Origin of the sequence: Mesorhizobium sp. CO1-1-8 (assembly GCF_020164875.1) — a bacterium.
GTDB lineage: Bacteria > Pseudomonadota > Alphaproteobacteria > Rhizobiales > Rhizobiaceae > Mesorhizobium.
The window spans coordinates 299,621-317,926 of record NZ_JAIUGZ010000003.1; the positions used below are offsets into that span (position 1 = coordinate 299,621).

Below are 18,306 nucleotides of genomic sequence, written 5' to 3' on the forward strand. Positions count from 1 at the left end.
ATCACAGCCACATGCCCGCAGACCGCTAATAGCGGTCCATCAGCGGAATTGGGCGTTCCTTTACCGGAGTTTTCCAACATGCATCCGTCCTCGGTGCACCCGTCCAGCCTGTCCATGACCGTTGCGAAGGCCAGGGAACACATTGCTTCGACTTATCTGCGTGTTACCGGCCCCGAGAGGCTCCCTCTGCACGCTTGCGTTGGACGGTATCTTGCAGATGATGTTATCGCTGCCAGCAACATCCCTGCATTCGACATCGCAGCCATGGATGGATACGCGGTCCGTTCTGCAGACCTTGATATCGAAGGGCGCGCTTGTCTGCGCGTGATCAGTGAAATTGCCGCTGGTCACCCTGGCGACAAGCACGTCAACGCCGGCGAAGCGGCTCACATATTTACTGGCGCCTTGGTACCCCCGGGCGCCGATAGGGTCATCCCCCAGGAAGATTGCGTTCGACGGCCGGCAAATGTTTCCGTTGCTGGACAGGTTGGAGGCAAGCTTCATATCCGGCGGCGCGGCGAGGACATTGCCGCCGGTCAGACGGTGTTGAGAGCCGGCCGTAGGCTGAGCCCGGGTCAGATTGCTTTGCTTACCGCATTGAGTTTTGATGCCGTGGTTGTTCGGCGCAACCTCCGCGTAGCCCTATTGTCGACCGGGGACGAGTTGGCAGATGTCAGCAACTCTCCCAAGGCAGGTGGCATTGTTGATAGCAATCGTCCGATGCTCAGGGGCTGGCTTGAACAGCTGGGATGCGAGGTGGACGACCTGGGGATCATCCCGGACTCTTCCGACTTGCTTTTGCAGACCTTGATAAAAGCTGCCGCAGTATCAGACCTGATCATCACAAGTGGTGGAGCTTCGGTTGGGCCAGCCGACCACCTTGCCCGAACAATTGCCAGCCATGGCTCTGTCCAGTTCTGGAAGCTTAACATGCGTCCAGGCAAGCCGGTGGCTCTTGGCAGTATTGGCTGCTGTCCAGTTCTTGCGCTTCCCGGCAATCCCTTTGCCGCGGCCACCGCCTTCAGGCTCGTCGGCCAGTTCCTGATCGGTTGCCTGGTGGGCGACGCTGGAAGCGGCGCAGCGCCCCTCACGCTGCCATTTGGCGCACTCAGTCTCCAAAGTGGGAAACCATCTGCAGGTCCTTGCGGGCAGATTTACCACCACGCAATCGGGGCTGACGGCTGTTGAGCCGCTTGAGAAGCAAGGATCAGCGAGCTTGTTGGCGATAGCTAGCGCCGATGGCTTAATCCTTCTTCCGGAAGATAGGCATCTTTTTGCGCCCGGTGGGCTGGTGGATTTTTTCCCCTGGTGAGCGGCGCTCGATTGGTTGGGGTCAGCGGTCGGGCATCGTTGGTTGGACGCCGCACCAAACCCGCTCCAAGACATGCCCGACGCCTTTGCGGTAGCCGCCTCCTCAAGCCCCGGCTATTCTTCCTGCAGGGCTAAAGCGCGGCGATGCCGGGCTTGTTCATGCATGTTGACTGGCGTGGCGCGCAGAACTCGCGTGACCATGGCGTCAAGAAAACGTCCAGAGGATAATTCCGGCGGAATGCGCTCTTTCAGGATCGTCACCTGCGGCAAACCTTTGACGAGGTCCCGAACTGCGCCATCTGGTATGGATGTAGGAACCTCCTCGCCATCCTTGTCAGGCTCGGGTCCCGGTTCCAAAATTCCCTCAGAGGGCGGCTCCATCTCTACATCCGGCAAAACGACGTCATCCGCGTATTTCATCAAGACGAGACATGTGGCGTGGTATGCGTCGTCTTCCTGCCCCAGCTTGACAAGCAGGTCGAATAGCCAATCCGCAGTCTTCGGCTCCTTCTGCAAAATGTCGGAGCGGAGCCCAAAAACGAAGCCTAGCGCTGCAAGCGGATGCCGAAGCCGAAGGTTCTTTGCATCACCGTAGGACTCTTCAACTCTGTTCGGGGCGTTCTTGCCGTACGAAGAATCCATGCGCTTGGTTGAAACAAGCAATTCAGGGCCTGTTGCCCAGTCGGTCATGAGGACGTCGACTTGTTTCAGATAATTCTTGCCAAGAATGGCCGCAGACGATGACGTGACCCCCGGTATCGCGGACTGTTTTTGCAGGCGCTCTTCAACTTCGGCCCGAAGCTTGACGGGAAGCGACCTTATCAAGGCCGTGACCGGGGCTGGAACGACACGAGGGTTGGTTGGCCTTGGCCAGACCTGGTCTGAACTGAATCCGGCTCGGCGTAATTCGTAGCTTAGCCACACATCAAGGGCGAGAGCCGGAACGCCGGACTGCGTGCCCGCCTTGAGATGAAGCGGCACCCCAAGCAAAAGTTCAAGGGTCGGATAATCTGGCTCGAAGCGGAGTTGTTCCTCGGGGCCTTTAACCCAGGGGTTTGTGTGCATCCCACCAGGAGCAGCCTGCGCAACTATATAGTCGAATAGTCTCCATGCATCGCGTTTGGCAGATGGTCTGCTGGCCATTAGCTATTTTTCGCCACTTCTGCTGTTGAATTTCGATTGCCGATTGCTGCTATAGACAGGTCCGGCCGGTCACGGCAACCGGGCTGGCAAAGTCAGGATGCCAATCAGTCATCATAGTGGCGCCAGCGCTGGAGCAAGCTGATGGCCTCTTCCAGCTCATCCTGGCCGGCTCGGTCAAGCGCTGCAGCCGACGGAAAGACGATCCGCCCAGCCTCGCGAGGCTCTAGTTTCAACATTCCGCCCCCCAACGCGTGGCCTTCAATCTCGCAGCTCAATCTCACGAAGGGCGACGACCATTCCGGTAACAGCTTCGCTGCCAGCCTCAGATCGCGGACTCGGACAGAATGGACGCTGTTGGTGCACGACACACCAGCCGCGTTTCTGACCAGGCTCACCTTGCGCCCTGACATATAGCTCATCACGAAGTCGGGTATCTGAACGTCAGGGACCGCGTACCAAGGTGCGCGATTGCGACATTTATAGGCTTGTCTCGCCTCATGGCCGGCAACGCTGTCAAGATAGCTGCGCACCGCGCGAGGCAGTTTATCGTCGCGGGTCAGGCGCAGCAAAAGGACCGCATCGTCACGCCTTTTCCAATTCTCGACAGTCGCTTTCGTGATCTGCTTGTCCGGCATGGCCCGGGTATTGCGTAGCGACGGCTGGAGAAAGGCATCTGGAATGGACAGGCGCTTTGCCTCGGAAGGCCGCAAGTGAAAGAAATCGTTGTGCCCGCTCACATAACCAATACCAACGGCCGCGAACTCCGAGAGCCGATGCGTATCAGGATCCGCAAGCGCTCCAGCGTAGAGACCCCGCAGCGAAGGCGGCAGCAAATAAGGGCGCAAGCGGCGATTCCAGACCGTGCGCCATTCCTCAAGGTTTATCGTCATCACCGGCTTGGCCGGCATTCTTCGCGGCACAAATTCATCTATCACGGTCATGCCTATGCTATCTGCCTTCCCGCCAAAGCCCTCTGCGTAGAGAAGCCAGCAATCCTCTGACAGGGTCGGGAACAGTTTTTTGCGCACAGCAAGGACATGGACCATCGAAAACGACGCGATCAGGTACTCCAGAAGCGGCACGGCATAAGGCGCGTGACCGATCTCCGCAGGGACGACAAAAGCCATGCGGCCCCCGCGCTTCAGAAGGCCAGCGGTTGCCACGATGAAGGGAGCCCACGAGGAGGTTAACCCGCTGAATTGAGCGCCAAGATCAGAGCACATGCTCAGCGCCCGGCGTCGCACCTCTCCCTTGAAAGTCTGGTAGCGAATGAACGGCGGATTTCCCGCGGCACACTCGAACCGCTCTCGAGTTTCCAGCGCCCAGGTAAAAAACTCTCCCTCGTGCACCAGCGCGCCCGGCGCACGCTCGATTGCGCGATGCGCCGAGACCGGATTCTGCTCGATGCCGACACTGTTTGGATGAAGCGCCAGAAACTGGCCGTCGCCGCAGGCTGGATCGATCATACGGTCAGCGGGATGACGGCAAGCCCACCCCACCAAGGCCGCGCTGACATCGTCAGGCGTGAAATATGCGCCGGATCGCTTTTGCGAATATTCTGGAGATCTCGCCACCATGGCGCGCACCTTAGCCAAATCGAATCACCGTGCAACCGCATCATGAACATATTGCGAACATTCATCAGGGACAAATCTGGCTCTGACAGCTTTTGCAATGATGAGGAGAGCCGTTTCCTATCCCCATCGACAACTCAGTTGAATCGCAGCCGCCGTATGGAAGACGGCTCACCTAGGCTTGCGATATGCGCCACCAGATTACGTTCAGGGCGCTTGCGCCGGCCAAAACATTGCGGGCGTAGTACCAAATACGACACTTGGCTTCCCACTCCTCAACGAACCCGCTTGGGATCGGATGCCGGTCCCAATAGATCCTAGTGGACAAATTGTTGATCCTTTCCGCAAACTTCTGATAAGCGTCATACCTATTGCATAATGTAGCAACCTTGGCGTTGTAAGCTAGGGTCGACAACACCATGCCTGTAAACGACGCCACCGATAGGTAAGCGGGACTCAGGTAGATCATTGGATGGATTACCTCGAACACATCAGTCCGAAAAGCCGAATGGGGCAACCGTGCGCCGGTAATTATCGGCCAGGATGGTACGACCGATGGGCGGCTCCGACCGCGCAGTGCAGGCTGATCTGTGACACAGGCGACAGGATAAGCCGATCGGCGTGTACACAGGAGGGGTGTTTCGTTCGGTGTAGACCATCCGCTCGGCGTGATGAGCTTCGCAGACCAATGCAACAGCCCGTGTAGCGCGTGGGGACATATACGACCCTCCCCCCGAATTCACCGTCCGCGCGATCGAGAAAAATTTGTGACCGTCGGGAAGTTCCAACCATTGGGTTACCACCGTCCTTGGTGAGGTGAACACCTGATGCAGGTTCCAAAGAGGGCAACCTCCACCATGGCGCGCAAAGGGGAAGTTCGCGCTGTCGAGCCTCTTGGAGACGTTTCCAGCGCTATCGACGCGTATGAAAAAGAAGGGCACGCATTCCTGGCCCGGCTTTTGCAGCGTCGTAAGGCGATGCGCCGTTTGTTCGAAACTGGTGTTGAACTGTCTTGAAAGCGCTTCGACATCATATCGTCTGCTCTCGGCCGCCTTGGCAAACGGAGCGTAGGGCATCAGCAAAGCGGCGCCGAAATAGCCGATCAGGGCACGATGTGCGAGTTGCAATTCGTTATCGGAAGTAAAGCCGCCAGCCTCAACAATTTTGCTGATCTCATGGTCGACCTCCAAATAGGCCAATTGCTGAGCCAGCTGAAAGTTTTGGCTTGCAAGGTCGAGCCCGTCGTCAAGCAAAACCTCTCTGCGGTGCCGGTCAAGCCGCCTGACAGAACCCATCATAATATCCTGCGGCAGTCGTCTGACGGTAAGACCATGACGTTGCCGCAGGAAGGCCTGCAAACCGCCGAAATGATTTACTTCGGCCGCCATTGTTTCGGCCGCGGCATCCAGCTGCGGGAAGCAATTGCGGCGCGCCGCCAGGAACGCGCGAACCGTGGCGACCGGATCGGCGGCAGCATCCAGTCCCGCGGCGCCGACAGCCGACTGCTGGTCAGCCAGGGCAAACTGCTCGCTCTTATAAGCGGTGTAGAGGCGCAGCATCGCTTCCGTAAAACCGGGAAAGTTACTTAGAACGTCGGCCAAGTCGACGGGAGTGACATCGATGTCTGCGAATATCGGATCCTTCATTGCGGCCTTCATCCGATTGATCAGACTGGAGCCTTTGTCTTCTGTCAGCGCTGACAGGTCGATCGTATAAGCCTGAGCCAGGCGGATCAGAACCTCGGCGGTGACCGGGCGCTGGTTTCTCTCCATTAAGGCAATGTAGGAGGGAGAGATGCCAATGTCTGAAGCAATCGCGGCCTGGGTCAGACCCAGGTCCTTGCGAAGCCGGCGGAGTCGCGGCCCGAGGTAGACGCCATTCTTTTCCATGGGCCGCCTTACATCATTACAATTTCGGTTTGTAAAGTTTCACACCTTGACGAAATATCCCTTGCCTCGTGCGGGCCGGACTCATATAGCCGAAACTCTTTTGGGTATATCGCAACTTATTGCGTTATGGAAAATATTGGAGACCACCAGATGGATTTCGCGCTGGCATACGGCTTACGGGTTCATCCGGTCCTCCGTGACTTCGTGGCCGAAGAGGCCGCGCCCGGCACCGGCATAGATCCGGAGAAATTCTGGGAGGGCTTTTCAGCCATCGTTCACGATCTGGCGCCCAAGAACCGGGTACTGCTCGCCAAGCGCGATGCCATGCAGGAAACGCTCGACGGCTGGTACCGCGACAATGGCGCGCCAATCGACATGGACGCTTACAAGGCGTTCCTGAAGGAGATCGGCTATCTCGTTCCGGAAGGGCGGGCCTTCAGCGTGTCGACCGAAAATGTCGACCCGGAAATCGCCGTCGTCGCCGGGCCGCAGCTCGTCGTGCCGGTGATGAACGCCCGCTACGCGCTCAACGCCGCCAATGCGCGCTGGGGCTCGCTCTACGACGCGCTTTACGGCACCGACGCCATACCCGAAACCGATGGCGCGGAAAAAGGCAAGGGCTTCAACCCGGCGCGCGGCGATAGGGTGATCGCCTGGGCGAAGGCTTTCCTCGACGCGGCGGTGCCGCTCACCTCCGGCAAATGGGCTGGCGTCAACGGGCTCTCGATCGCGAATGGCGCGCTGAAGGCCAGCGAAGGCGCCGGCGCCACCACGCTCGCCGATCCAAGGCAGTTCGCCGGCTATCGCGGTGACGCGGCCAATCCGCAAGCCGTGCTGCTGGTGAAAAACGGGCTGCATGTCGAGATCCTGATCGACCGCGCCAACCAGATCGGCCGCACCGATCCGGCGGGCATTGCCGATGTCATCCTGGAATCGGCGCTGACCACCATCCAGGACTGCGAGGATTCGGTCGCGGCCGTGGATGCGCAAGACAAGGTCGTGGTCTACCGCAACTGGCTCGGCCTGATGAAGGGCGACCTCGCCGAAGAGATCAGCAAGGGCGGCAAGAGCTTTACCCGCAAGCTCAACCCCGACCGCGCCTGGACTGCCCCTGCCGGCGGCACGCTGACCGTGCCCGGCCGCTCGCTGATGCTGGTCAGGAATGTCGGCCACCTGATGACCAATCCGGCTATCCTCGACCGCGACGGCAACGAGGTTCCTGAAGGCATCATGGACGCGGCATTGACGGCGCTGATCGCGCTGCACGATGTCGGCGCCAATGGGCGGCGCATGAACTCCCGCGCGGGCTCGATGTATGTGGTGAAGCCGAAGATGCACGGACCGGAAGAGGTCGCCTTCGCCGTCGAGATATTCGACCGCGTCGAAGCGCTGCTTGGCATGGCAAAAAACACCATCAAGATGGGCATCATGGACGAGGAGCGGCGCACCACCGTCAACCTCAGGGAAGCGATCCGCGCCGCAAAAGAGCGCGTCGTCTTCATCAACACCGGTTTCCTCGACCGCACCGGCGACGAGATCCACACCTCGATGGAAGCCGGACCGATGATCCGCAAGGGCGACATGAAACAGGCCGCCTGGATTGCCGCCTACGAGGCCTGGAATGTCGACACCGGGCTGGAATGCGGGCTGGCCGGCCACGCCCAGATCGGCAAGGGCATGTGGGCGATGCCGGATTTGATGGCGGCGATGCTGGAACAGAAGATCGCGCATCCCAAGGCCGGCGCCAACACCGCCTGGGTGCCTTCGCCGACGGCGGCGACGCTGCACGCCACGCATTATCACAAGGTCGATGTGCATGTCGTCCAGGCGGCGCTGAAAAACCGGACGAAGGCGAAACTCGACGATATCCTGTCGGTGCCGGTGGCCGTGCGGCCGAACTGGACGCCGGATGAAATCCAGCGCGAGCTCGACAACAATGCGCAAGGCATTCTGGGCTATGTCGTGCGCTGGATCGACCAGGGCGTCGGCTGCTCCAAAGTGCCCGACATCAACGATGTCGGTCTGATGGAAGACCGCGCCACGCTGCGCATCTCCTCGCAGCACATCGCCAACTGGCTGCGCCACAAAGTATGCACGGAAATCCAGGTGCGGGATTCGCTGCAACGCATGGCGGCGATCGTCGATCTGCAAAATGTCGGCGACCCGCTCTATCAGCCCATGGCCGCCGACTTCGACAGCTCGATCGCCTTCCAGGCCGCTTGCGACCTGGTGTTCAAAGGGGCGAGCCAGCCGAATGGCTACACCGAGCCGGTGCTGCATGCACGGCGGCTGGAAATGAAGGCACGCGAATCCGTCTCTCCGGAGTTCGTCCTTTAGGTGCGGCCTTTACATACATTACATGATGACACGTTTCGTCTGTAAAGTTTCACAGACTGACAATTTTCCCGCTCGGTCCGCTCTCATTCCCGTTCTAGTGGGAAGGTCACGTCAACGTGCCGAGGGTAATCAAAATGACATACAAGATCGCCATCAAAGAGGCCGCCGCCACAATCAGCGGCAACAAGAATTGGCAAGGGATTTCGGAAGAAGCCGTCGCGCGGATGCGGCTGCAGAACCGGTTCCGGACGGGGCTGGATATTGCCCGCTACACCGCGGACATCATGCGCAAGGACATGGCTGCGTATGACCAGGATCCTGCAAAATACACTCAATCCCTGGGCTGTTGGCACGGGTTTATCGGACAGCAGAAGATCATCTCGATAAAGAAACATTTTGGCGGGACCGATCGTCGCTATCTCTATCTGTCGGGCTGGATGGTGGCAGCCCTTCGCTCGCAGTTCGGTCCTCTGCCCGACCAGTCCATGCACGAGAAGACGAGCGTACCGGCTTTGATCGAGGAGCTTTATACCTTTTTGCGGCAGGCTGATGCGCGCGAGCTCGGTATGGTCTTTCGAGCGCTGGACAAGGCACGGGAGGCAGGCGATGCGCCCTTGCAACGGGAGTTGCTCGCTTCGATCGACAAATATCAAACTCATGTCGTTCCGGTCATTGCCGATATCGATGCGGGCTTCGGGAACGCCGAAGCGACGTATCTGCTTGCCAGGAAAATGATCGAGGCCGGGGCATGTGCGCTCCAGATTGAAAATCAGGTTTCGGATGAGAAACAGTGCGGTCACCAGGACGGCAAGGTCACAGTCCCGCATGAAGATTTCGTGGCTAAGATCCGGGCCTGCCGGTACGCCTTCCTGGAACTCGGGGTTGACAACGGCATCATCGTCGCGCGCACCGATTCTCTGGGTGCGGGCCTGACCAAGCAGATCGCCTTCAGCGCTGCGGAAGGCGACATCGGCGACCAGTACAACTCCTTCCTCGACTGCGACGAAATTTCAAAGGACGAAATCTCGAACGGTGACGTGCTGATTACCCGCGGGTCGAAGGTTCTGCGGCCAAAGCGGCTTCGCTCTAACCTGTTCCAGTTCCGTGCGGGCACGGGCGAGGACAGATGCGTTCTTGACGGCGTCAACGCGCTGCAGAACGGTGCCGATTTGCTTTGGATCGAAACCGAAAAGCCTCACATCGAGCAGATCGCAGGCATGGTCGACCGTATCCGTGAGGTCATGCCCAATGCGAAGCTCGTCTACAACAACTCGCCGTCCTTCAACTGGACGCTGAATTTCCGGCAGCAGGTCTTTGACACTTGGCTGTCGCAGGACATGGACGTCACGAGCTACAACCGGGCAAAGCTGATGAGCGCGGAATATGACAACACGGAACTGGCGCTCGAGGCTGATGAGAGGATCAGGACATTTCAGCGCGATGCAGCCGCACGCGCCGGCATTTTCCACCACCTCATCACTTTGCCGACTTACCACACGGTCGCCTTGTCGACCGACAATCTAGCCAAGGAATATTTTGGCGAACAAGGCATGCTTGGGTACGTCGCCAACGTCCAGCGCCGCGAAATCCGCCAAGGCATTGCCTGTGTGAAGCATCAGAACATGGCGGGATCCGACTTGGGCGACGATCACAAGGAATATTTTGCCGGTGAGGCAGCGCTCAAAGCCGGTGGCGCTCACAACACGATGAATCAATTCGCGGCCTGACCGCGACGGAAATCGACCGATGCGGCGTGTCGCCGTATCGGCCGGCGTCGGATTGACGCCAATCAGGCATGGCTTGCGCAGAAGGCGCGAGAGGACATTTCGATGGACGCAGCGAGCACGGTCCTGGAATTGGATGGGCGAAGGCACATTCTGAATATTCAGGTAGGGACAATCGGCCCGAACGTCATAGATATCGGGAAGCTTTATGGCGCCACCGGCGCTTTCACTTATGATCCGGGCTTCACCTCGACTGCCAGCTGCGAGTCCAAAATCACCTATATCGACGGTGACGCCGGCATCCTCCTGCATCGCGGCTACCCGATCGACCAATTGGCCGAACACGGCGACTTCCTCGAGGTCTGTTATCTCCTTCTCTACGGCGAATTGCCGACCGCGGCCCAAAAAAACGATTTCAACAACCAGGTGACGCGTCACACATTGGTGCATGAACAGCTGTCGCGCTTCTTCACCGGCTTCCGCCGCGATGCGCACCCGATGGCGGTGATGTGCGGCGTGGTCGGCGCGCTGTCGGCATTCTATCACGATTCCACCGATATCTCCGACCCTTACCAGCGCATGGTCGCCTCGATGCGGCTGATCGCCAAGATGCCGACGATCGCGGCGATGGCCTACAAATACCACATCGGCCAGCCCTTCAATTACCCCAAGAACGAGCTGAACTTCGCCGCCAACTTCCTGCATATGTGCTTTGCCGTGCCGTGCGAGGAATACAAGATCAACCCGGTGCTGGCGCGCGCCATGGAGCGCATCTTCATCCTCCACGCCGATCACGAGCAGAACGCCTCGACCTCGACCGTTCGCCTTGCCGGCTCTTCGGGCGCCAATCCGTTTGCCTGCATCGCCGCCGGCATTGCCTGCCTTTGGGGTCCGGCGCATGGCGGCGCCAATGAAGCCGCGCTCAACATGCTGGGCGAGATCGGCCATGTCGACCACATCCCGGAATTCATCGCCCGGGCCAAGGACAAGAACGATCCGTTCCGGCTGATGGGCTTTGGCCACCGCGTCTACAAGAACTACGATCCGCGTGCAAAAATCATGCAGAAGACGGCGCACGAGGTCCTGGGCGAGCTCGGCATCAAGGACGATCCGTTGCTCGACATCGCCATGGAGCTGGAAAAGATCGCGCTGACCGATGCCTATTTCATCGAGAAGAAGCTCTATCCGAACGTCGACTTCTATTCCGGCATCACGCTGAAGGCGCTGGGTTTCCCCACCACCATGTTCACTGTGCTGTTCGCGGTCGCCCGCACCGTCGGCTGGATCGCGCAGTGGAAGGAAATGATCGAGGATCCGCACCAGAAGATCGGCCGCCCGCGCCAGCTCTACACCGGCGCCACCGAACGCGATTACGTGCCGATCGCGCACAGGTAGGTTTTACAAGCCCTTGGCCGGGCAGCGATCGAGCCTTTTGGCCCACGAGTTCACCAGCTCGCGACGCCCTTACCATGTCACCTTTCGGGGACCCGACCGCCGGGCCGGGCAGCTTCGCGAGAAGTCGCTACTCCTCAACGAACTTCCTGAGCACGTTGTTGACCAGTCGCGCTACGTTGTTATCGAAGCCGTTCCACGCGATCGCGCCAGCAAAAGCGATCGAGCCTACTGAGAAAACGCCTCCACCACCTCCGATCGGAATATAGACCATGTCGGAGCGTACCCTGTCTGGCCTTGTGCTGCCGTCCTGTTTGGGCATTGGAATGCAGACGTCTTCGTTCACAATCTGGTATTCCGCTCCGAATCCCGTTGCCGAAGCCATTATCTGCGATTGCGGAGGCGAGCCGAGTTGCAAGTCAAATCGGTCGAGTTCATCGCCAGCGGCGCCGTTGAGGACATAGCCGAAATCACCGATGACGTCGTCTTCAATCCCCTCAAAGAAAGAACTCAACGGCGCTTGGTAGCTTTCGGCGGAGCGCTTGTAGCCTTGAGCCTTGGACCAGCCCTCGGCCGCGAACGCCACGCCGCAAATTTTGTTTGGGCCTCGACCGCGGTAACGCCACAATCCCCCCGGCTCGCCGGTATGGATGTGGGTACGTTCTCCGGGTGGAGGATCCCACGATCTCAAGCCGCCATTGTCCCGGCGAATTTCGACGATCCATGGGCGATCCGGGTCGTGGGTGGTCACCCAGTAAAACCCATTCCCTCCCAGATACATCAACCGACCGCCAGCTCGAAGGTAATTCTCAAGGCCGGTAAGCCCCTTGTTCGACCAATATTCAGGGTGCGAACCCGTCACCACGACCTTGTAGCGGGACAGCAAGTCCTTCCCACCGAAATGCACATCCTCGTCTGTCACGACGTGATAGGAGTATGCTGACCGTTCAAGCCACTCGACGACGAACAGATCCACGGCAAAATGCCGGAAGCTTCCGGTAAGCCAGTTGGGGTAGTGCGGCCGCACGTTGACCAAGGGGCGGCGCCGGCTGCTGAAGCGGACCGGACTTCCGTCAGCGTGGACGTCGTAGGCCGAAACACCAAACTCGGGGTGCGCGTTCAGGTACTTTTCGTCCTCGGAGACGAGTTTTTCATGCATCATACTGGCCGACAGGTCAGCGCCAGCAAAGTGGTCATTTCCGTAGGCGAGATAAGTGTTGGTCGGGACGATGAAGAGCACGTCCGCTCTATCGCTTTTGCGTCCTCGCACGAAGAGAGGATATCGATCCTCGTGGCCGCCTACCTGGAGGCGCACTGCATAGATGCCGCTTTCGAGGGCAGCGGGCAACTCAAACTCCAAATTGTAGCTCCAATTGGAGTCTACCATCTCATCGGAATGGAAGTAGATCGCGCCATACTGCCCAGGCGCTTCAACGAAAGAGTCGCTCGCGCCAGTCCAGTTATGCCCAGTGACGCCACGCTCTGCGCCATTATGAATGCTCCCGGCAGGCGCTCGACCTGCCTTCTCCCTGATCTCCAGCGAGCTGAAGTGCTCGGCGAAGTTCCAATGCAAGTCAGGGTTCGATGTGGCGGCGGCGCCCGAAACATGAAGCGCGGCCCTTTCGGAACTGCCCAACAGCCGGCCGAAAAAGGAAGGCGAGCCAATTTTTCCGTTAAATCCGCTGACGGCAGACCCGATCATGTCGACAGCAGCGGCGGCCAGCAAAAGATTGTCGATGGTGGCAAGAGCGCCTGTGAGGTTGATCGTTTCGACAGAATGAGGTTTCGCACCAGGCAACCCGCTCACCTGGGCGACATCGAGCGTCACCTTTGTTACGTTGGAGCCGTGTTCAACGCACAGGATCAACGAGTACCAAATGCGCGCGTCGATCTCCAAGCTGGACGCCGCGTCCCTGCCATTAAGCGAGACGATCAGTTTTTTGTTTCGGATCAGGAGCGCAAGTCCATCCTCCTCAGCGTTGCTGCCGCACGAAAGGATTGCCTGGTCGTCCTTCCAATCAGGAACGCTGGCCCAAAACCAGAGATGCAGGCTGAAACCACTTTTGTGGCGCGTGACTCCAAGAGGCAACTCTACAAACGAACCCATGGCAGTTTCCTGCTTGGTGCCTGGAATGGTAATGTCGATCCCAGGCACTTGCTCGCCGAATGGCTGGTGAGCCCCGGCCGCGTCCTGCGCGGTAGGACCGCGGGTAATTCGTTCCAGCGTGGCCTGTACCTGCGGGTGCTTCGTGCTGATGGCCATGCGCACTGTCTCGCCAGGCAACAGAGACCATTCTTCGAAATATGCCGACACTTCCATCTTTTCGCCCTATCTCGTCTAATTGATCACAGCCGCCTGCGCAGCGATGCGTTATGGTCGTATGATCGCCTGGTCGCCTGGTTGACAGGCGGCTAAGGCATCTTTCAAGCTATTGGTCTGGATATCAGACCAATAGCTTGACGGTGTCAACATACCATCCACAAATTTGCGACCGGGGCAACAGCGGCAGCCCGCAGGACGAGAGGCTCGATCAATATGACTTTTGACGACATCGCTGATTCGAAGCGCTACTGGCAGATGCTGGGCCGGCGCCCGACAGCGGTCCCGGTGATCACGTCACGCGACGAGGGCGGCCCCGCCGGGTTTTTGGCATTGTCAGTTGCGCATGTCACATCTTCGCCGCCTTCAATGTCGGTTGCTGTCGCAAAGAGCACCAGCGCATTGGCCACGATCCGTAACTCAGGCTTGTTCGCGATAAACTATCTGCCATCCCATGCCGCCGGTACAGCCGACATTTTCGGTGGCAGGTCCGGGCTCAATGGGGCCGAACGATTTGCCGCGAACGACTGGGACCTGATCGGCTCGGGTCCACCGAAATTCCGTTACGCGCTTCTCATCATAAACTGCACGGTCGACAAGATCTTCACCTACCACGAGACCGAAATCGTCATCGGCCGGCTTGTCGACTGCGTTGCCGAGGAGGATGCCACGCCATTGCTGTCCTTCCGGGGCAAGTATGTCGGATGGAGCGGTTCAGCCGATCAAGGGGAGATGAATACCATTAGCCCGCTTGCGGGATAGAATAGCGGCGGGCAATTGCGATGACTCGCACGTTGTCGATCATCGTAAGGCGCCAAAGTGCCTTATGTGGCAATTGTGACCTGAACACTTTCCACCTCTGACCCAAGGTCGGGTTCGGCGAAGAGCCCCCCCCCACCACCGCGGTCGCTTGGGAGGTCGATGACCGCAGGCATGAGGATATACCGGCTATCAGCCGTATTTTTCCGAATAGCGATGCGCGGCTTCCTGGAAACATTCGATGGGCGCGCTGACGATACCGGCACCGATCTGACCCCCGCCGCTGCCGGCTATGCCGATGTCCATAACCGGAAGGACCTTGGTCTGGAGCACCTGGAACACGTCGATGCCGGTTGGCGTTCCCCGGTATCCGAGGGCGGCGATCTTGTAATCCGGGTTCTCGCCAAAAGTGATGCCGTAGAGCGAGACATTCCGCTTCATCATCTCCTCATAGGAACCACCTTGATAAGCTTGGAGCGTGGGCGCGCCTGCCTGAGCGAACCCGCCAAGCCCGATCGTCTCGGTGATCGGACTTTCGCCCCCCATCCAGGTGATCTCGGACGCATCATGCCCTTCAAAGAGCTTCGCCTGCACAGCCGCATGGGGGCCTCGGATCCAATCATCCAGTCCCGAAACCCGAATGCCGAACTCCTTGCAGCTGAAGGCCATCGCGGTGACTAGACTGGAGCCCTCAACGCCATGGGCGTAGTCCGCCGTGGCCTTTGCGGCAGCCATCGACAGCCGCAGGAAGAAGTAGTGGTCCTCCGTAAGGATCTCGAGCGTCTTTTCCAGGTTGGCGCCGAGCTTGGCATAGAGCTTCAAAAACTGGGGAAAAAGCTCGCGAGCAAACAGGAGCGAGGCGGCGGTGTTTCTGCTGTGCAGCTCGTCGCCCATATTAAGCGCCCTGATCATGATCGGCTTCAGGGGAATGCCGCCCGCGGAGCGCACCGCCTCTCCAATTACAGGCGCAACCACCTGCTCAATGAGTTTCAGCTGGTTGCGCACCGTTTCGTCATATGTGCCGTAGTTCAGGCGCTTTCGCGACTTTCCCTCATACATGTTGCAAAAGGCGCGAGAGCCGCCTTTCGCATTCTCCACGACGAACACCGGCATTGATGAGGTGTAGATGCCGGCCAGGGAACCGACGCAGCCAAAGTCCTGACAGGCACCGACCTCGATCTCTCCAGCATCGAGTTTGGCAACGGCATCCTCATGTGAACTGGCCAGCTCCTCGTAAAGGGCGCCACCAATAATGCCTTCGCGTTGCCCCCCGACATATTCGTTCCACGGCAACCCGGGCCCCGAGGTGAGGATCAGGTTGGCCTTCATTCCGGGGACAATGTCCAAGGCAGGCTTCACGTCAATCAGGATAGGCTCGGCCGTCGTCATACGACGGAAGGCTTCCGCGTTCGCGGACGAGCGCAAACTCGTGTTTGGGGATGTCATCGCGCGGTCACCCCGCCGTCTACCATCAAGGTGGTGCCAGTCACGTATGAGGAACGATCGGAGACCAGAAACTCAACCGCGTCAGCGATTTCCTCGCAGGTGCCGAAGCGGCTCAACGGAATTTCCTGCTCCAGACGAGCAATGACTTGTTCCTCCGTGCCGCCCCATCCGATAGCCCTCATCGAGGGACTGAGCGGCAAGGCCAAAATGAAGCCCGGCGCAACGGCGTTTACGCGAATGCCTTTGGGCGCCACCTCGCAGGCGAGATAGCGGGTGAAGGCCTCAAGCGCGGCCTTGCTTGCCCCGTACATCGAAGCACCCGGCAAGCGGCCGAGCGAGGCTGTGACGCTGCTGATATTGACGATCGAAGCACCGTCTCGAAGGTGGGCGACCGAGGCCTTGCAGACCCGCGCCGAGCCGGCGACGTTGATGTCCCAAACGGCCTGCATGGCTTCGTCATCGACTTTCTCGATGGGCGTATAGCGAACAATGCCGTGGCAATTGACAACGCCCGCCAGCTGCCCCCCGGCGATTTTGACGGCAGCCGCAACGCAAGCCTCAATGCTCTCGTTGTCGGTCACCTGGATGTTGTGGACATAGACCTCGGCGGCACCCACCTTTTTGCGACTGCCGTTCGATGCTGCGTCCACGCTCATGTCGGCGGCGACCACCTGAAAGCCGCTCTGTGTCAGGCGCTCTCCGATAGCGGTGCCGATCCCGCCGACCCCGCCAGTCACGAGAATTGTCTTTTTATCCGTCATCGCATTTATCCCGTCTGTTCTCTGGTCTAATACATAGACCTTTATGTGAGGTCAAAATTTTTTAGACACGCTCGAAATAGCGCATCAGCTCCCAGTCCGTCACGGTTTCCTGCTCGAACGCATTGAGTTCTTCCTTGGCAAAATTCAACAGGTGCGCATGCACCTGTTGGCCGAGCGCCTCGCGAGCCTTGGTGCTGGCAGAAAACAGCGTAACCGATTCATTCATTGTGGCCGGCACGCGCGGGAAAGAGGCATTCTCATAAGCGTTTTCTTCGCACAAGGGCGGCGTCGGCGAGTCCGACGCAACCCCGTCGAGGCCACTTGCGATCAGTCCGGCCAAGGCCAGGTAGGGGTTCGTATCTGCCCCCGGAACGCGTGATTCTACCCGGAAACTCTTCTCATGGCCGACCAGACGGAAGCCGCAAGTGCGGTTGTCCTGGCCCACGACGAGATATACGGGCGCGAACGACGCCTTCCTGAAGCGTTTATATGAGTTGACGGATGGCGCAAACAACAAGCAGTAGTCTCTACCCCCGTCGATCATACCCGCGATGAAGGATCCGAAGCGGGTGGACATATGCCCCGGCTTCGAGGCATCAAAACCCAACGGCTTCCTGCCCTGCTCGTCCCAGATGCTTATGTGTATGTGGCACGAAGAGCCGACTTCATCGATAAAGGGCTTGGCCATGAATGTGGCGGAGAGGCCACGCAAGGCCAGAAGTTCCTTCACCCAGGACTTGTAAAGGACGTGAGTGTCGGCCATCTCCAAGGGATCGGTATAACGAAGGGCGATCTCCTGCTGGCCCAAGCCCCATTCCGTCTTTGAGTTTTCGACCTCGATCCCGGCAGCCTCCATGGCGTCGCGGATTTCACCGATCACCTCCTCATCCCGGGCGGACTGCAAAATGTGATAGTCGGCCCGGTAATGCGAAGTGGGGGTCAGGTCGCGATAGCGCTTCTGCCAAGCCGCGTCATAGCTGTCGCGAAACATGAAGAACTCGAGCTCGGTCGCGCATTTGAACCCCAAGCCAAGTTCCGCTGCTCGCTGGATCTGGCGCTTGAGAATGGACCTTGGAGCAATCGGCAGCATCTCCCCGGTGGCTTCGTCAATGGCGTCACACAAGACGAAGGCTGTTCCAGGCGACCAGGGCAGTAACCTTATGGTCGACAGGTCCGGCTTCATGATGAAGTCCTGGAAGCCCTTTTCCCAGCCCGTCAGGGCAAAGCCGGGCCTCGGGTCCATGTCCATATCGGCACAGAAAAGATAGACTGACGCATGCAGCCCTTCCGACCCAAGAGCGCAGTCCAGGAAATTCTTGGCCGTGAGCCTTTTCCCGACCAGTCGTCCCCACAGGTCCGGCATGCCGCATACGACCGTTTTGATCGCACCGCTTTCAATACTGCTCTTAAGCTCCTCGAACGACGTGGTCTTCCGCACCAAATGCCTCCCGGTACTTTCAATTGGGCGCGCCGCCCAGCAACAAAGCTGAGGCTCCATGCGTTTCACCGCCCGCGTAGGAACACCACCCGTCATGCGCCGCTTGAGTGCGCCCGGGCGGTTGGATTTGGCACACAGAATAGACCATTGACCCAACACGTCAAGAGCCGCAGACGGAAAACTCGGAAATGGTGCGCGCGCTGAAGCAAATT

General features: G+C 58.9%; 13 protein-coding genes. 6 read left to right on the forward strand and 7 right to left on the reverse strand.

Annotated features, from left to right (window positions below; translation table 11 throughout):
- Positions 1-114: 114 nt before the first annotated feature.
- The gene (gene glp, locus LB558_RS07810; RefSeq protein WP_224697009.1) at positions 115-1,188 is read left to right on the forward strand and encodes a gephyrin-like molybdotransferase Glp; all 1,074 of its coding nucleotides are present in this window, start codon (positions 115-117) and stop codon (positions 1,186-1,188) included.
- Entirely contained in the window at positions 1,121-1,312 is a 192-nt protein-coding gene (locus LB558_RS33180) for a hypothetical protein (protein WP_412033442.1), read from the forward strand. The genes glp and LB558_RS33180 overlap by 68 nt, the downstream gene beginning before the upstream one ends.
- 113 nt (positions 1,313-1,425) lie before the next feature.
- Here LB558_RS33180 and LB558_RS07820 read toward each other — a convergent pair whose 3' ends face one another.
- The 3 genes from LB558_RS07820 to LB558_RS07830 all read right to left on the reverse strand — a co-directional run bounded on the left by LB558_RS07820 (position 1,426) and on the right by LB558_RS07830 (position 5,917).
- Positions 1,426-2,454, reverse strand: a complete 1,029-nt coding sequence (locus LB558_RS07820; protein ID WP_224697011.1) for a hypothetical protein — start codon at positions 2,452-2,454, stop codon at positions 1,426-1,428.
- 104 nt (positions 2,455-2,558) lie between these two features.
- On the reverse strand, positions 2,559-4,040 hold the full coding sequence (locus LB558_RS07825) for an Eco57I restriction-modification methylase domain-containing protein (RefSeq protein ID WP_224697210.1): 1,482 nt from the start codon (positions 4,038-4,040) through the stop codon (positions 2,559-2,561).
- 479 nt (positions 4,041-4,519) lie between these two features.
- The gene (locus LB558_RS07830; RefSeq protein ID WP_224697012.1) at positions 4,520-5,917 is read right to left on the reverse strand and encodes a helix-turn-helix domain-containing protein; all 1,398 of its coding nucleotides are present in this window, start codon (positions 5,915-5,917) and stop codon (positions 4,520-4,522) included.
- A 150-nt stretch (positions 5,918-6,067) separates the two neighbouring features.
- Here LB558_RS07830 and LB558_RS07835 point away from each other — a divergent pair, with 150 nt between their 5' ends.
- From LB558_RS07835 to gltA, 3 genes are all read left to right on the forward strand, one after another.
- Positions 6,068-8,254, forward strand: coding sequence for a malate synthase G (locus tag LB558_RS07835; protein ID WP_224697013.1), 2,187 nt, complete (start codon positions 6,068-6,070; stop codon positions 8,252-8,254).
- Between the two features lie 134 nt (positions 8,255-8,388).
- Complete coding sequence (locus LB558_RS07840; protein WP_224697014.1) at positions 8,389-9,981, forward strand: isocitrate lyase; 1,593 nt, start codon at positions 8,389-8,391, stop codon at positions 9,979-9,981.
- A gap of 102 nt (positions 9,982-10,083) precedes the next feature.
- Entirely contained in the window at positions 10,084-11,373 is a 1,290-nt protein-coding gene (gltA, locus tag LB558_RS07845) for a citrate synthase (RefSeq protein WP_224697015.1), read from the forward strand.
- Positions 11,374-11,500: 127 nt separating this feature from the next.
- On the opposite strand, the gene LB558_RS07850 is transcribed toward gltA, so the two are convergent.
- The gene (locus LB558_RS07850; RefSeq protein WP_224697016.1) at positions 11,501-13,633 is read right to left on the reverse strand and encodes a N,N-dimethylformamidase beta subunit family domain-containing protein; all 2,133 of its coding nucleotides are present in this window, start codon (positions 13,631-13,633) and stop codon (positions 11,501-11,503) included.
- Positions 13,634-13,906: 273 nt separating this feature from the next.
- Between LB558_RS07850 and LB558_RS07855 the strand changes: the two genes are divergently transcribed.
- A complete protein-coding gene (locus LB558_RS07855; RefSeq protein WP_224697017.1) occupies positions 13,907-14,452 on the forward strand; it encodes a flavin reductase family protein in 546 nt (181 codons plus the stop codon).
- A gap of 189 nt (positions 14,453-14,641) precedes the next feature.
- On the opposite strand, the gene LB558_RS07860 is transcribed toward LB558_RS07855, so the two are convergent.
- The 3 genes from LB558_RS07860 to LB558_RS07870 all read right to left on the reverse strand — a co-directional run bounded on the left by LB558_RS07860 (position 14,642) and on the right by LB558_RS07870 (position 18,094).
- Positions 14,642-15,838, reverse strand: coding sequence for a DUF1116 domain-containing protein (locus LB558_RS07860; protein ID WP_224697018.1), 1,197 nt, complete (start codon positions 15,836-15,838; stop codon positions 14,642-14,644).
- Positions 15,839-15,891: 53 nt separating this feature from the next.
- Positions 15,892-16,656: an SDR family NAD(P)-dependent oxidoreductase gene (locus LB558_RS07865; RefSeq protein ID WP_224697019.1), complete on the reverse strand. Its 765-nt coding sequence runs from the start codon at positions 16,654-16,656 to the stop codon at positions 15,892-15,894.
- Positions 16,657-16,717: 61 nt separating this feature from the next.
- Entirely contained in the window at positions 16,718-18,094 is a 1,377-nt protein-coding gene (locus LB558_RS07870; protein ID WP_224697020.1) for a glutamine synthetase family protein, read from the reverse strand.
- Positions 18,095-18,306: the final 212 nt, after the last annotated feature.